Consider the following 15,768-nt stretch of genomic DNA (forward strand, 5'->3'; position numbering starts at 1 on the left):
CCAGCACCGTCAGGGTAATCAGCATGGCAAACAGCCAGCGCAGGGGTAAACGCGCAATCATTTTGCTATCGCTTCCGCCGCTTTGCGCAACTTAACGATCGCACCCGGCGTGTCAATGCCGAAGCCAAGCAGCGCCATATCATCGACCACCAGCAACTGATGGTGTTGACCGGCAGGCGTCATCGCCAGTCCCGGCAACTGCCACAGATTGTCTTTACCGCCCAGCGTGCGCAGCCCGTCTTCACCCACGACCACCAGTTGCGGTGCGCTGGCAATCACCCCCTCCTGTGATAATGGCTGATAACGCTGCACGTTGCTCATGGCGTTTTGCAAGCCTGCGGTATGAATCGCCGCATCGGCCGCCGTGCCACTTCCGGCACTCATGGTCGTGACGCCGTTGTGCGCCATAATAAACAGCACTTTCACCGGCAGCGGCTGCTTGTTCAGCGATGCCAGCTGTTTATCGAGGCTCTGTTGCAGGCTTTTGCCCGCCTCTTCGCGCTTTAAGGCCTGAGCAATAGTGGTGATTTTGTCGTCGATCGCCTGAATATCAGCTTTACCGCTGACGGTCACCACTTTCACTCCGGCTTGCTGCACCTGTTCCAGTGCCATTGACGGTTTTGCCAGCTCACTGACCAGCACCAGCGTCGGTTTTAACGCCAGAATGCCTTCGGCACTCAGCTGGCGCATATAGCCGACATCCGGCAATTTTGTGGCAACAGCCGGATGCAGGCTGGTACTGTCACGGCCCACCAGATTTTGCTGGGCGTCGAGTGCATAGACAATCTGCGTGACGTCGCCGCCAATCGACACCACGCGCTCTGTCGCCAGTGCCGACAGCGGCAGCGCGAGCAGGGCGATTAGCCAGCGTTTCATGCGGGAACTCCTTCGCGGGTTAACGTCGCCAGCTGTTCACGCCACTGCGTCTGCTCAGGCTGGCCCTCGCTACGCTGACCATACAGCTGGGCGATTTGCGTGCCGTCGGCTGCAAACAGCTCCAGGCTGGTCACAAAACCGTCAGCGGTCGGTTTGCGGGTGACCCAGCTTTCAGCAATCGCGTCTTCAATCAGATGCAGGGTAAATTCGCGGTTGAAAATATTGATCCAGTTATCCATCGGCATCAGACGTTCAATTTTGCCGGTGAAGATCTGCACGCAGCCACGGTTACCGACGAAAATCATAATTTCATTGCCGTCGGTTTTCGCCACCTCAAGGATCTGGCGCAGCGCCTGGTTGCTGACCTGGCAGGCGAGATCGCTGGCCACCGCGCGGAAAGCTTGCTGGCGGCTGATATTGTGACGTTTCAGCAGGCGGAAGAACTGGTGCACATCGGTCATTGCGCGCCACTCTTGTTCAATCAGTGCGGCATCACTGACGTCGTGGGTTGCGGCAGCAACTGCTGGCGTCACGCTCAGGTCGCTGACTTCCGGCCGGGCAAAACGCTCTGTCAGCGCCTGCCATGCGGCGAGATCGGTGTTATCTGTGGTATAGACTTTCAGTACTGCATCGCCGTGCGCATCAAAGAATTGCAGACTCTGACGTTCGCCACGGGCATTTTGCTCTTTCAGGGCAAAGGCGCTTTGCCACTGATTAACGAACAGCCGCTGATCGAGTGCGCGTGGATTCAGTACCAGTCCGGCATGGTCGCTGAGGTGCAGATTGCGGTAATGGCCAACCTGCTCATGCACCGCATATTCATTGCGGGTAATGGATTTGGTTTCTCCCACGGCTTCCAGCGCCTGCAGCATCTCACGCATCTCATTGCGCAACTGCTGTGCATCGTGTCCCACACGGGAATGGGTCAGTTCTGCTTCACTGATTGCCATATCGGCGGCCAGATCGCGGGCATACTTTTTCGGGTTTGCCGCTTTCAGAGCCTGGTACTGCTGATAAATTGCGTTCATTGATTGCTTCCTTGTTTCAAATTCGCCCTGCGGCTTATCACAGGGCGCAATGATTACCACTGATAACTGACAAAGACTTTGCCATTGATCCCGTCTTGCGGAAGACCTTGCGTGGAGTAGTACTCTTTATCAAAGGCGTTCGCCAGCACCAGCGTGGTGGTCACGCCTTTCAGACGATCCTGGCCTTTATAGCGCAGATAGAAATCATTCACCGCGTAACCAGGCTGATTGGCATAGGTCGAGCTGATATGGGTGGATCGCTCAACGAAGGTGCCAACCCAACCGACCGAGAAGGCGCTCTGGGCAATGGGTACATCCAGCATGCTGGTGACAGTGTCCGGATTCAGGCTGGAGATCCACTCGCCGGTATCACTGTCTTTACCCCGGGTGCGGTTATACGCCAGATCCCAGCTGAACAGGTCGGTGTTGTACTTCAGCGACATATCCCAGCCCCAGATTTTCGCCTGTGGCACGTTATAAGACTGAGTGGTCGCGGCGGCAAAATCAACGGTGGTCGAAATATAGTCTTTTGCTGCGGTATCGAAATAGCTGGCTTTAAATTCGAGGCCGTCGTTGGCCATCAGCACATCGTCAAAGCGCAGTCCAAACCCGGCTTCGCGCGTGGCGTTGGTCTCCGGGCGCAGGTTCGGGTTCGGCACCCAGCGGTTGACATAGCCCGGGAACGAGAAGTGCACATCGTCGTTATACATTTCGCCCATGGTCGGTGCGCGGAACGCCTGCGCGTAAGATCCGAACAGCATCAGCCAGTCGGTCGGCGTGACGGAGAGCGCGGCGCGTGATGACCATTTATCGGCATCGACATCGGCATAACCCTCACTGCTACCACTGTAATTATCGTAGCGGGTGCCGAGCACCAGTGAGGCCGGGATATCGCGCAGCGTGATCTCGTCCTGTAACCAGCCGGAGGAGAAGTCGATTTTCGCCTGCGGGAAACTGGTAGTTGCGCCGCCCGGATGCTGTTCCTGACGGTAGTATTCGCCGCCGTAAGTGAACAGATGTGAGGCAAAACTGTCGGCAAACAGTCGGCTGCGGTTATCCAGTTTGAGCCCTTTGGTGGTCTGCTCGCGATACTGATTGCCGGTTTCACGAGTACCGGCATTAATCCGGGTTTCAGACCAGTAGGTGGTCAGGTTAGCATTCAGCCACGCCATATCAGCCGGATCGAGGTGATAGCCCAGCTGCACATCGCGCTGAATGGTGGAGCGGTCAGTCATCAGGTTACCGGTGCCGGGCTGAACCACCTGCGGGTTAACCGGCTCCTGAGCGTTATTATTGTAATAACGCAGGCTGCCGCTTAAGGTCTGCGCCGGATCCAGTTTCCAGCTGCCTTTTGCCAGCAGATTACTGATATTTTCATCGTTAGGTGCATCAGCACCGCTGCTTTGGCGGATATCACCCCGGTCGCGGCTGCTCCACGACAGCACCCCGTCGAGATCGTCGCTGCGACCAAAGGCACTGGCACCTAAACCAAAACTGTGGTCGCCGGTTGCCGCGCTGCTGAACACGCGATAGCCGCTGTTCTGGCCCTCTTCCAGCAGATCGGCGGCATCCACGGTTTCATAAGAGATCACGCCGCCCAGTGCGCCACTGCCATACAGCAGCGCTGACGGGCCACGCACCACTTCAATGCGTTTGATTAACGCCGGATCCAGAAACACACTGTTCAGGTGGCCGGTATCGGTACCCTGACGAATACCGTCTACCAGCGTTAACACGCCGCGGCGATCGTAACCACGCATGCTCAGATCCTGGCCGTTGGTGCGACCGGTGCCGCTGATGGTGATGCCCGGCACATTACGCAGCATATCGGCGGCAGAGGAGGCGGTTTTCGATTTTGGCGACTCGCCTTCAATCACCGTCACCATCATTGGTGCTTCGAAGCTATTGCGCGGGTTACCGGTGGCGACCACCGTCATTTGTTCGGTTTTCGCGGCGGTCGGGTTCTCACGGGTGGTGGTGGTGTCGGCAGCCTGTGCGAAAAGGGGTAAAGCACAGGTAATAGCCAGCGTTAAACGCGACAGGCGTAAACCGGCTGAAGGTAAGTGAGGCATCAATGCAACTCTCCATATTATCGTGTCCCCGGCCTGAGGCCGGGGATGTGTCAGGAGCTGGCTGCCTTGGCTCAAAGCCTGGGTGGCTGGCGCTTATGAAATTTTTCGGTTATTTCGTCAGGATAAGTTTACCGGCCTGGGTCTGACGCAGAATGTATTGTTGACCCTGATGCAGGATGACAACGCGACCTTCGCTGCCTAACAGCAGTTTGCTGTCGACCTGCCGCAGGCTCTGCTGGATATCAGGCACGGCGCAGGTGGAAGGAGATTTGTCCATAAAGCTACCTGTTAGTAATGTAAATTGTTTTCACAATGATAATCATTATCAATAAATGTTTCACAGAGGCAAGAATAAAATTGTCAAAGCGAGGCAATGCTGGAAAATTTACAACAATATGCTAAAGGGCTGGCCGAAAAACAGCCAGCGGGAGAGGGGTCAGAAGCGGCTGTCGATGGCGTCGGCCAGCAGTGCCAGCACTGCTTCGCTGTCGTCCCAGCCGAGGCAGGGGTCGGTAATCGACTGGCCATAAACCAGCGGTTGTCCGGCAATCACTTTTTGCGTGCCCTCCTGCAGGAAGCTCTCAATCATCACCCCGGCAATCGCTTGCGAGCCGTCGCGGATCTGCTGCGCCACCGATTCGGCAACATCACGCTGGCGACGATGCTGTTTCAGGCAGTTGGCATGGCTGAAGTCGACCACCAGTTGCTCCGGCAGATGAAATTCGCGCAGGCTGGCGGCGGCGGCGGCAATATCTTCTGCATGGTAGTTAGGTTGTTTGCCGCCGCGCATAATAATATGGCCGGACGGATTGCCGCTGGTCTGGTAAATGGTCATCTGCCCGTGTTTATCCGATGACAGAAACATATGGCTGGCGCGCGCCGCGCGGATGGCGTCGACGGCGATTTGTGTGTTGCCATCGGTACCATTTTTAAAACCTACCGGGCAGGAGAGTGCTGACGCCATTTCGCGGTGAATCTGGCTTTCCGTAGTGCGCGCGCCAATGGCACCCCAGCTAATCAGATCGGAAATAAACTGACCAATGACCATATCGAGAAACTCGGTGGCGGTTGGCATTCCCAGCGCATTGATATCCAGCAGCAGCTTGCGGGCGATTTCAAGACCGTGATTGACGCGGAAACTGCCATCCAGATCGGGATCGGAAATCAGTCCTTTCCAGCCGACGACGGTACGCGGCTTTTCAAAATAGGTGCGCATCACAATTTCCAGCCGGTGCTGATGCTTAGAGCGCAAGATATTGAGTCGGGTGGCGTACTCAACCGCGGCTTTCGGGTCATGCAGGGAGCAGGGGCCGATCACCACCAGCAGACGTTTATCTTCACCGGTCAGGATCCGGGCTATCCGTTTACGTGACGCCGTCACGTTTTCTGCAATGGCGGCAGTAATCGGGTGCTTTGATGCCAGTTCCTCAGGCGTAATCAGGCTCTCGATGCGCGCGGTTCGCAGTTCATCTGTTTTATTCATCTGAATCTCTGAATTTTTTTCTTCTCAACGGCAGAAGTGCCGGGAAGTGATGGCGATCACAATAGCCCAATTAGCGATGAATTCAACTGGCTGAAGCGTTAAAACGCGGCGTCTGCCACAAAATGCCGCCGTCAGGCGGCGTCGGCGTCGGAAATGCGTTGGCGGACTCTTAATACATATGGCGATTCAGCCCCATAATATCGAGGATTTTGGTGGCAATTTCCTCCACCGAGTAGTTGGTACTGTTGAGATAGCGGATCTGGTGAGTGCGGAACAGCGCTTCGACTTCGCCCACTTCTACCCGGCACTGGCGCATTGACGCGTAGCGGGTATTTTCCGCCCGTTCCTGGCGAATCGCTGAAAGACGTTCCGGCTCAATGGTAAGCCCGAACAGCTTTTGCTGATGGGCTTTTAACGCCGGTGGCAGTTTGAGGTTGTCCATATCATCGGCAATAAACGGATAGTTAGCCGCACGCACGCCAAACTGCATTGCCAGATAGAGGCTGGTAGGGGTTTTACCGCAGCGTGAAACGCCTAACAGGATCACTTGTGCATCTTCCAGTCCGCGCAGTGAAATGCCGTCATCGTGCGCCAGCGCGTAGTCAATGGCGGCGATACGCGCGTCATATTTGCCCAGATTGCTGGCGGTCAGGCCATGGGTGCGGTGAGCAACCGGCGCAGGCGCCATTCCCAGCTCTTGCTGTAACGGCGCGACCAGCGACTGAACAATATCCTGACAAAAGCCTTCGCTTTGCATAATGATTTCGCGCACGTCCGGGGTGACAATCGAGAAAAATACCAGCGGACGAATACCGCTTTTTTGATAGATGGCATTGATCTGGCCTTTTACCGCCTGGGCGCGCTGCACGTTCTCGACAAACGGCAATGTGACGCTATTCATCGCCACCGGGAATTGCGACATCACCGCATGACCGAGCACTTCGGCCGTAATCGCCGTGCCATCTGAGATGTAAAAAACACTTCTTTCGTCCGCAACGTCCATTTTATCTCCTGCTAAGTGATCTCTTTAACCATGTAATGCATCTGATTGTATCGGTGAAGCCTGTTCGCGCAAGCTGATGAAATGAATAATTCATAATAAATTAAACTGAATTTTTTATTTCCAATGCTTCAGCTGTAAAATGAAATCATAATAAATGAAATGATGTTTCTTTTTTTTAATTAAACATTATAGCGATTTCACCGGCAGAAAAGTGTTATTTCAGCCCGATCTTGTTGCGCAAATGAAATAAGGGTCTGACCGGTTGTTGTTTTGTTATGGTTTTGATTTTAATGTATTTATTCTCGTTTTTACCTGTTGCGCAACAAAAAGTTATTGGCGCGGAGTATTCTTAAAAATACTTTTTTACTTTGCTTGAACGATTCACCACTTTCGCTTTGCTTTATCAATGTGCCAGGCTGAAACCGTGATATCTGCACCGCAGAATATGACTTGCGCCCCTCATTAACTGAAAAGGATTGCTTCAATGTCCAATATAGGCGAAGTGCCGCTCGTACTTTGGTACAACCAGCTCGGCATGAATGATGTTGATCGGGTGGGAGGCAAAAATGCCTCTCTGGGTGAAATGATTACCAATTTGTCCTCACTGGGTGTGTCAGTGCCAAACGGCTTTGCCACTACCTCCGATGCTTTCAACCAATTTCTGGACCAAAGCGGCGTTAACCAGCGTATTTATCAGCTGCTGGATAAAACCGATATTGATGATATTGATGCACTGGCCAAAGCCGGTAAACAGATTCGTCAGTGGATCGTGGATACGCCATTCCAGCCGGAACTGGAGCAGGCGATTCTTGCCGCTTATCAGCAGCTCTCTGCGGATGATGCTGACGCCTCGTTTGCCGTGCGCTCTTCCGCCACCGCCGAGGATATGCCCGACGCTTCGTTTGCCGGCCAGCAGGAAACTTTCCTCAATGTGCAGGGGATCGATGCGGTAATGGTGGCGGTAAAACATGTTTATGCCTCACTGTTTAACGATCGCGCCATCTCTTATCGCGTGCATCAGGGCTACGATCACCGTGGCGTTGCGCTCTCTGCCGGCGTGCAGCGTATGGTGCGTTCCGACCTCGCTTCCTCCGGCGTGATGTTTACCATTGATACCGAATCCGGCTTTGATCAGGTGGTGTTTATCACCGCCGCACTGGGCCTGGGCGAGATGGTGGTGCAGGGCGCAGTTAACCCTGATGAATTCTACGTGCACAAACCGACGCTGGCGGCGGGTCGTCCGTCAATTGTGCGGCGCAATATGGGCTCGAAGAAAATTCGTATGGTGTATGCCGACTCGAAACAGCACGGTGAGCAAGTGCGTATCGAAGAGGTACCACAGCAGCAGCGTGACCGTTTCTGTCTGAGCGATGACGAAGTGCAGGCGCTGGCGCAGCAGGCGGTACAGATCGAGCAACACTATCAGCGCCCGATGGATATTGAGTGGGCAAAAGATGGCCACACCGGAAAGCTGTTTATTGTGCAGGCGCGCCCTGAAACCGTGCGTTCAAACGGTCAGGTGATGGAGCGCTATACCCTGCAGGGCAAAGGCAAGGTGGTGGTGGAAGGTCGCGCTATCGGCCACCGCATTGGCGCGGGTGCGGTGAAAGTAATCCACGATATCAGCGAAATGAACCGCATTGAGAAAGGTGATGTGCTGGTCACCGATATGACCGACCCGGACTGGGAACCGATCATGAAAAAAGCCTCAGCGATTGTCACCAACCGCGGTGGGCGCACCTGTCACGCGGCGATTATCGCCCGTGAGCTGGGCATTCCGGCGGTGGTGGGCTGCGGCGATGCCACTGAGCGGTTGCAGGAGGGGCATAACGTCACCGTCTCCTGTGCTGAAGGAGATACCGGCTATGTTTACGACGATCTGCTTGATTTTGACGTGACCAGTTCGCAGGTGGATAAAATGCCGGAGCTGCCGCTGAAGATTATGATGAACGTCGGCAACCCGGATCGCGCCTTTGATTTTGCCTGTCTGCCGAATGAAGGTGTTGGCCTTGCCCGTCTGGAATTTATCATCAACCGCATGATCGGCGTGCATCCGAAGGCGCTGCTGGAGTTCGATCAACAGACTCCGCCGCTGCAACAGCAGATTCGCGAAATGATGAAAGGTTTTGACGATCCGGTGGAGTTCTATATTGGTCGCCTGACCGAAGGCATCGCCACGCTGGGAGCGGCTTTTGCACCGAAGCGGGTGATTGTGCGCCTCTCTGACTTTAAATCGAATGAATACGCTAACCTGGTCGGTGGTGAGCGTTATGAGCCGGAAGAGGAAAACCCGATGCTCGGCTTCCGTGGTGCCGGGCGCTATGTCTCTGACAGCTTCCGCGACTGTTTTGCCCTTGAGTGTGAAGCGGTTAAACGGGTGCGTAATGAAATGGGGCTGACCAACGTTGAGATTATGGTGCCATTCGTGCGTACCGTTGCACAGGCGAAGGCGGTAGTGGAAGAGCTGGCACGTCAGGGGCTGAAGCGCGGCGAGAACGGGCTGAAGCTGATTATGATGTGTGAGATTCCCTCGAATGCCTTACTGGCCGAGCAGTTCCTCGAATATTTCGATGGTTTCTCGATTGGCTCCAACGATATGACACAGCTGGCATTAGGTCTGGATCGTGACTCTGGCGTGGTCTCTGCGCTGTTTGATGAGCGCGACGAGGCGGTGAAAGCGCTGCTGTCGATGGCGATTCGCGCGGCGAAGAAGCAGGGGAAATATGTCGGTATCTGCGGCCAGGGGCCATCCGACCACGAAGATTTTGCCGCATGGCTGATGGAAGAGGGGATCGACAGCCTGTCCCTCAATCCGGATACCGTGGTGCAGACCTGGTTGAGCCTGGCGCAACTTAAATAATTCCTTCCCGGACAAAGTTAACTTCAACAGCAGCGGCATATCGCTGCTGTTTTTTTTTGCCCGCCGATCAGACTCAGCAAAAAAATAAACTTCAACACGTCGGTGCGATGTGGTGGGGATTAACTTTACGCCCGGCGGGTTGCTTGTTAGTTATTTTAACTGAAGGAATGTTTATTTATGAACTGAAACTGACAGCAGACAAGGAGTCAAAATGAACAGTTGTATTCTGGCATTTAACGGTGAGCGCCGGGACCCGATCGGTGACGAGTATCATCTGGGTAATGGCTACCGCGCCTATAATCCGCCGCTACGCCGCTTTCATGCGCCGGACAGCTTTAGCCCGTTTGGCGCAGGTGGCGTTAATCCGTATGTCTATTGTAATGGCGATCCTATTAACCGTTCCGATCCCAGTGGGCATTTTAGCTGGCGGGTGCCGCTGGGCATTGGATTAGGTATTCTCGGCGTGCTGGGCGCAGTGTTTACTGGTGGTAGCTCGCTGGTGGCGGCAGGCGGCATCAGTGCGGCACTATTGAGTACTTCGCTGGAGTCACTGATGGTTGGCAGTGCTGCGTTAGTGGCCGATGTGACCGGTCTTGCCAGCATGGTGCTGGAGAAGCACCATCCTCAGGCGTCAGCCGTGTTGGGCTGGGTCTCGTTTGCCAGCGGATTACTCTCTTTTGGCAGTGCTCTGGCGGGGGGAATCACTCGCCTGGCCACGCCGCTGAAAAAGACCGTCTGGGGCTGGGATTCTATCCACGGTGTTCAAGTGATGGCTGAATCCGGGGATAACGCAAATCGACCCGTTACGCTGTTTGCCGATATGCACTATGGTCTGCGCCGGCTGAATGTGCTGGCGCATAGCCGGTATGCGGCGGGAGATTTCAGTGCAACAATTTTATTACGCAATGGTCAGGCAATTGACGGATACGGTCTGGCCCAACGGGTGATGCACCATGTCGATATCAGCCAGTACGGGTGCGCCAGAATGGTAGTTTGTCATTCTGCTGACGGCCTGGTGAGCCTGGCCGATCAATTTCGCGAGTCAACCGGGTTAATTACCACCGGTTTTCGCGGCAACGTGACCTGCTATGGTGAGCTGCCAGACGATATCAGAGATATCTGGCACGTACAGCGCGCAACCCAACATGGCCAGGTAACAGCAGAAGATTTGCAATTTATCAGTGGGTTAGTACAAAACCGAGCGAACATGTACCGGAATATGCTGCGGGTTTTTCCACGGCTTGATGAAGAAGCACGAGCTTATTTCAGGATCGGAAATGGCTTGTTTGATAACTATCAACCCGTGACCTATTTCAGCCACGAAGAGGGTTCAATGCAACTGAATGCTGAACTGGGGGGATACACCGTCTGACATCAAAGCGGATAAAGTTGAAAACAGGGGCTCTGGTCAGGAGTGATGTTGAGCGGGCTGTTTTCACTAAGGTCAGGGTGTTGACGCGCGCTTAAACGGCAGACAAAAAAAAGGCCCATCACCTGGATGGGCAAAGACTACACACAGCAATTCGTTACTTACTCAGGGAAAAGGTTGTTTAGAAATCATGGGGTTGATTCTGAACATGGGCTTCATACTATGCAGCATCGCGCCAGGCGTCTTTAAGAATCCTCTTATTAGTTTAAAGTTGATAATCTTTTGTGATGCGCAGAACGGGCGCTAAGGGTGAAAATTGTGGGAAAAGTAATCAATAGTGCGAAGATTAAACAAAAACGGATAAAAGCCAGCGTTTACTGGTAAAAAATCCTGAACAAATGAGAGTCAACGATAATCACGTTAAGCGGCCAGGATTGGCTGGCCGCTTGTTTATCAACAAGAGCAAAAATAACTACTCGGCGGATTTTTGCTGCGCCTCGTGATCTGCCTCAATTTCCGCCAGCTCTTCCACCACCTCTTCCGGATCTTCATCCGGCGCGGGTGCTTCATGCATCCAGACGGAAACCAGGCGATAAGAGACTGCCAGCACCACCGGACCAATAAACAGGCCAATCATGCCAAAGGCGAACAGTCCGCCGATCACGCCGGAAAGGATCAGGATCATCGGCAGGTCGGCTCCCATCCTGATCAGCACCGGTCGCAGCACGTTATCCAGTGTGCCCACCACGCAGCTCCACACCAGCAACACGGTGCCCCAGGTGGTGTCGCCGCTCCAGTAAAGCCAGATAATCGCCGGAACCAGCACTGGTAACGGCCCGAGCTGGACCAGACAGAACAAAATCATCAATACGGTTAACAGGGTGGCGTAAGGAATACCGGAAATCGCCAGGCCGATACCGCCGAGCACGCCTTGCACCAGCGCGGTGACCACCACGCCGAGCGCCACCGCACGAATCGCCTGACCGGCCAGCAGTACCGCGGCATCGCCACGACGCGAGGCGAGGCGGAAAGCAAAATGACGGATACCGTTGCCCACCTGTTCACCACGCCAGTAGAGCAGCACGCTGAACAGCAGCATCAGACCAAGATGCATCATTAAACGGCCAAAATGACCCGCCTGAGCGACAAAGAAGCCGGTAGTGCGACCAATATAGGGCTGCACTTTGGTCATCAGCGCGCCGCCGCCGCCGGCAACCAGTTTGTGATAGCTCGAATAAAGCTTCTCACCAATCATCGGAATCTCATTCAGCCATTCCAGACGGGGGATCTGAATATGGCCCGAGGTCGCCCATTGAATCACCGGTGCACTGTTATCAATCAGGCTGTTAACCAACAGCGCGACCGGAATAACAAACAGTAAGATCAGAATCAACGTCATGGCGACCACCGCCAGCGAGCGCCGCCCCCATAACAAACTTTGCAGTTTAAGCATTAACGGCCAGGTGGCGATTACCACCATACTGGCCCAGGCAAAGCCGAGGATAAACGGCTGCACTACCCAAAAACACGCGACGATCAGCAGGGTAATGAGCATCAACGTAAACACTATCTGCGGAAAATCGATCCCGCGTTCTGGATTTCTCATACGAAAATCAGTACCTCAAATAATTCCTTGATGATCATACCCGTCAGGCTTCATGTTGCAGAGGGGCTGGCTGCGCCCGGTGCTGCGACTGAAGTATGCCGGATATCGCTTCCTTATCGGTGGCAACAGCCGCCACCTTGCTAATCATGATGCATTTATTCGCTTTGCGACAGTGCTGGTGAAAAAAGTGATTTTACGTTTCTTGAAAAAACGGCAGGTGATAAAAAAATATGATAAAACGGATAACTTACTGATAAAAAGCAAGCGCAAACGATTAACACAACATGCTGGTCACCCGATAATGATCCCACAAATTTCTCAGGCACCTGGCCTCGTTCAGCTGGTGCTGACGTTTTTGGAAGCTTTACAGCAGCAAGGCTTCACCGGCGATAGCGCTACCAGCTACGCCGACCGATTAACGATGTCTACGGATAACAGTATTTATCAACTGTTACCGGATGCCGTTCTATTCCCCCGTTCGACCGCTGATGTGGCGCTGATTGCGCGCGTTGCCGCTGAGCCGCGTTTTACCAGCCTGGTGTTTACGCCGCGCGGCGGTGGCACCGGCACCAATGGTCAGTCACTGAATCAGGGCATTGTGGTCGATATGTCGCGCCATATGAACCGGATTCTGGAAATCAATCCTGAGCAGGGCTGGGTCAGGGTTGAAGCCGGGGTGGTGAAAGATCAGCTTAATGCGTATCTGAAACCTTACGGCTATTTCTTTTCACCCGAGCTGTCGACCAGCAACCGTGCCACATTGGGCGGCATGATTAACACCGATGCTTCCGGTCAGGGCTCACTGGTTTACGGTAAAACCTCTGATCACGTGCTTGGCCTGCGTGCGGTGCTGCTGGGCGGCGAAATCCTTGATACCCGCGAGATGCCGGTCGCGCTGGCAGAAGCGCTGGCGGAGGAGTCAACGCCGGAAGGCAAAATTTACCGTACGGTGCTGGAACGCTGCCGCCAGCAACGTAACCTGATTATCGAAAAATTCCCGAAACTGAACCGTTTTCTGACCGGTTACGATCTGCGTCATGTGCTGAGTGACGATTTGCAACGCTTTGACCTGACCCGCATTCTGTGCGGCGCTGAGGGGACGCTGGCGTTTATCAGCGAAGCGCGTCTGGATATTACGCCACTGCCGAAAGTGCGGCGGCTGGTCAATATTAAATACGATGCGTTTGACTCCGCGCTGCGTAATGCACCGTTGATGGTGGAAGCGCAAGCGCTGTCGGTAGAAACCGTCGACTCGAAAGTGCTCAATCTGGCGCGGGAAGATATTGTCTGGCATTCGGTGCAGGAGCTGATTACCGATGTGCCGGACCAGCAGATGCTCGGGCTGAATATTGTTGAGTTCGCCGGAGATGACCAGGCGCTGATTGACAGTCAGGTGGCGTCTTTGTGTCAGCGACTGGATGGCCTGATGGCCGCGCGTCAAAGTGGCGTGATTGGCTGGCAGCTGTGCGAAGACCTCGACGGCATTGAGCGTATTTACGCGATGCGAAAAAAAGCCGTTGGTCTGTTGGGCAATGCCAAAGGGCGCGCCAAGCCGATCCCGTTTGTTGAAGATACGGCGGTGCCGCCGCAGCATCTGGCCGACTATATTGTCGAGTTCCGCGCGCTGCTGGACAGTCACAATCTGAGTTATGGCATGTTTGGCCATGTCGATGCTGGCGTACTGCACGTGCGTCCGGCGCTGGATATGTGCGATCCGCAGCAGGAGATGCTGATGAAGCAGATCTCCGACGAGGTGGTGGCATTGACCGCGCGTTACGGCGGCCTGCTGTGGGGCGAACACGGTAAGGGCTTCCGCGCAGAATACAGCCCGGCGTTCTTTGGTGAAACGTTGTATAACGAGCTGCGTCGCATCAAAGCGGCGTTTGATCCGGCTAACCGGCTCAATCCCGGCAAAATCTGTGCCCCCTATGGCGTGGACGATCCGATGATGAAAGTGGATGCGGTCAAGCGCGGCACTTACGATCGGCAAATTCCGGTGAATGTGCGCAGCGACTGGCGCGGTGCCATGGAGTGTAACGGCAACGGCCTGTGCTTTAACTTCGATGCGCGCAGTCCGATGTGTCCGTCGATGAAAATTACCCGTAACCGTATTCATTCGCCGAAAGGCCGTGCCACCCTGACGCGGGAATGGTTGCGCCTGCTGGCAGAGCGCGGCGTTGACCCATTACTGCTGGAAAAACAGCTGCCAACCACTGGCGTCAGCCTGCGTGGGCTGATTGAGCGCACGCGCAACAGCTGGCATGCGAAGAAGGGTGAATATGACTTCTCGCATGAAGTGAAAGAGGCGATGTCCGGCTGCCTGGCCTGTAAAGCCTGTTCCACCCAATGCCCGATTAAAATCGATGTGCCGGGCTTCCGCTCCCGTTTCCTGCAACTGTATCACACCCGCTATCTGCGTCCGGTAAGCGATCATCTGGTCGCCAGCGTGGAGAGTTATGCACCGTTGATGGCGCGTGCGCCGAAAACCTTTAACTTCTTCCTCAAACAGCCGTGGCTGCGGGAACTCAGTAAAAAGCATATCGGGATGGTCGATCTGCCGCTGCTCTCTTCACCAACGCTAAAGCAGCAGCTGGCCGGACACCGCGCCGGCAACACCACGCTGGAAAGTCTTGAGCTGCTGAGTGCTGAACAGCGCGAGAAAACGGTGCTGGTGGTGCAGGATCCGTTCACCAGCTATTACGAAGCCCAGCTGGTGGCCGATTTTGTGCGCCTGATTGAAAAACTCGGCTATCAGCCGGTGCTGCTGCCATTTTCCCCAAACGGCAAAGCGCAGCATATTAAAGGTTTTCTGCAACGCTTTGCCCGCACCGCGCAAAAAACCGCTGATTTCCTTAATCGCGTGGCCGCGCTCGGTATGCCGCTGGTCGGCGTCGATCCGGCGTTAGTGCTCTGTTATCGCGACGAATACCATCAGGTGCTGGGTGAGCAGCGTGGAGAATTCCATGTGCAGCTGGTGCATGAGTGGCTACAAAACGCCGTTGATCGCCGCGAAACCTCGGTGACCAGTGGCGAAGCCTGGTATCTGTTTGGTCACTGTACCGAAGTCACCGCGTTGCCTGCCACGCCGATGCAGTGGCAGGGAATTTTTGCCCGTTTTGGTGCGAAGCTGGAAAATATCAATGTTGGCTGCTGTGGTATGGCGGGCACCTACGGCCATGAAACCAAGAATCTCGATAATTCGCTCGGGATTTATGAGCTGTCCTGGCATCAGGCGTTGCAGCAGTTACCGCGTCAGCGCTGTCTGGCGACCGGCTACTCTTGCCGCAGCCAGGTGAAGCGTATTGAAGGTAACGGAATGCGCCATCCACTGCAGGCGCTGCTGGAGATGATTTAATGGCGATTTGGCAACGTGAAGCAACCCTGGAACAGCTGAACCAGCGCAGTGCAGGCTGTATGGTCGGGCATCTCGGGATACGTTTTACAGCAATCAATGATGACAGCCTTGAAGCG

At 54.6% G+C, this 15,768-nt stretch carries 10 protein-coding genes and 1 pseudogene; 4 read left to right on the forward strand and 7 right to left on the reverse strand.

The window, feature by feature from the left end; all coding sequences use genetic code 11:
• Positions 1 to 57: 57 nt before the first annotated feature.
• The 6 genes from NG42_RS21140 to ppsR all read right to left on the reverse strand — a co-directional run bounded on the left by NG42_RS21140 (position 58) and on the right by ppsR (position 6,462).
• Positions 58 to 876, reverse strand: a complete 819-nt coding sequence (locus NG42_RS21140) for a heme/hemin ABC transporter substrate-binding protein (RefSeq protein WP_052902924.1) — start codon at positions 874 to 876, stop codon at positions 58 to 60.
• A complete protein-coding gene (locus tag NG42_RS21145) occupies positions 873 to 1,904 on the reverse strand; it encodes a hemin-degrading factor (protein ID WP_052902925.1) in 1,032 nt (343 codons plus the stop codon). The genes NG42_RS21140 and NG42_RS21145 overlap by 4 nt, the downstream gene beginning before the upstream one ends.
• Positions 1,905 to 1,957: 53 nt before the next feature.
• A complete protein-coding gene (locus tag NG42_RS21150) occupies positions 1,958 to 3,976 on the reverse strand; it encodes a TonB-dependent hemoglobin/transferrin/lactoferrin family receptor (RefSeq protein WP_052902927.1) in 2,019 nt (672 codons plus the stop codon).
• A gap of 109 nt (positions 3,977 to 4,085) precedes the next feature.
• Entirely contained in the window at positions 4,086 to 4,253 is a 168-nt protein-coding gene (gene hemP, locus NG42_RS21155; RefSeq protein ID WP_052902929.1) for a hemin uptake protein HemP, read from the reverse strand.
• A gap of 159 nt (positions 4,254 to 4,412) precedes the next feature.
• Positions 4,413 to 5,459 (reverse strand): 3-deoxy-7-phosphoheptulonate synthase, encoded by a 1,047-nt coding sequence (locus NG42_RS21160; protein WP_052902931.1) that lies wholly within the window; start codon positions 5,457 to 5,459, stop codon positions 4,413 to 4,415.
• A 169-nt stretch (positions 5,460 to 5,628) separates the two neighbouring features.
• A complete protein-coding gene (gene ppsR, locus NG42_RS21165; protein WP_052902932.1) occupies positions 5,629 to 6,462 on the reverse strand; it encodes a posphoenolpyruvate synthetase regulatory kinase/phosphorylase PpsR in 834 nt (277 codons plus the stop codon).
• Between the two features lie 484 nt (positions 6,463 to 6,946).
• Between ppsR and ppsA the strand changes: the two genes are divergently transcribed.
• Positions 6,947 to 9,322 (forward strand): phosphoenolpyruvate synthase, encoded by a 2,376-nt coding sequence (ppsA, locus tag NG42_RS21170; protein ID WP_052902933.1) that lies wholly within the window; start codon positions 6,947 to 6,949, stop codon positions 9,320 to 9,322.
• 211 nt (positions 9,323 to 9,533) lie between these two features.
• Positions 9,534 to 10,694: an RHS repeat-associated core domain-containing protein gene (locus NG42_RS21175; protein WP_052902934.1), complete on the forward strand. Its 1,161-nt coding sequence runs from the start codon at positions 9,534 to 9,536 to the stop codon at positions 10,692 to 10,694.
• A 469-nt stretch (positions 10,695 to 11,163) separates the two neighbouring features.
• On the opposite strand, the gene ydiK is transcribed toward NG42_RS21175, so the two are convergent.
• Complete coding sequence (gene ydiK, locus NG42_RS21180; protein WP_052902936.1) at positions 11,164 to 12,297, reverse strand: AI-2E family transporter YdiK; 1,134 nt, start codon at positions 12,295 to 12,297, stop codon at positions 11,164 to 11,166.
• A 301-nt stretch (positions 12,298 to 12,598) separates the two neighbouring features.
• On the opposite strand from ydiK, the gene ydiJ reads away from it, so the two are divergent.
• Positions 12,599 to 15,652, forward strand: a complete 3,054-nt coding sequence (gene ydiJ / locus NG42_RS21185) for a D-2-hydroxyglutarate dehydrogenase YdiJ (RefSeq protein WP_052902940.1) — start codon at positions 12,599 to 12,601, stop codon at positions 15,650 to 15,652.
• A pseudogene (locus NG42_RS23725) lies at positions 15,652 to 15,768 on the forward strand (thioesterase); the annotation flags it as partial. The gene ydiJ and the pseudogene NG42_RS23725, both read left to right, overlap by 1 nt.

The organism is Winslowiella iniecta (genome assembly GCF_001267535.1).
Taxonomy (GTDB): domain Bacteria; phylum Pseudomonadota; class Gammaproteobacteria; order Enterobacterales; family Enterobacteriaceae; genus Erwinia; species Erwinia iniecta.

Coding starts and splice junctions, on each gene's coding strand:
- ppsR (WP_052902932.1), bottom strand. CDS start 6,462: ATGGACGTTGCGGACGAAAGAAGTGTTTTTTACATCTCAGATGGCACG.
- NG42_RS21140 (WP_052902924.1), bottom strand. CDS start 876: ATGAAACGCTGGCTAATCGCCCTGCTCGCGCTGCCGCTGTCGGCACTG.
- ppsA (WP_052902933.1), top strand. CDS start 6,947: ATGTCCAATATAGGCGAAGTGCCGCTCGTACTTTGGTACAACCAGCTC.
- ydiK (WP_052902936.1), bottom strand. CDS start 12,297: ATGAGAAATCCAGAACGCGGGATCGATTTTCCGCAGATAGTGTTTACG.
- NG42_RS21175 (WP_052902934.1), top strand. CDS start 9,534: ATGAACAGTTGTATTCTGGCATTTAACGGTGAGCGCCGGGACCCGATC.
- ydiJ (WP_052902940.1), top strand. CDS start 12,599: ATGATCCCACAAATTTCTCAGGCACCTGGCCTCGTTCAGCTGGTGCTG.
- NG42_RS21160 (WP_052902931.1), bottom strand. CDS start 5,459: ATGAATAAAACAGATGAACTGCGAACCGCGCGCATCGAGAGCCTGATT.
- hemP (WP_052902929.1), bottom strand. CDS start 4,253: ATGGACAAATCTCCTTCCACCTGCGCCGTGCCTGATATCCAGCAGAGC.
- NG42_RS21150 (WP_052902927.1), bottom strand. CDS start 3,976: ATGCCTCACTTACCTTCAGCCGGTTTACGCCTGTCGCGTTTAACGCTG.
- NG42_RS21145 (WP_052902925.1), bottom strand. CDS start 1,904: ATGAACGCAATTTATCAGCAGTACCAGGCTCTGAAAGCGGCAAACCCG.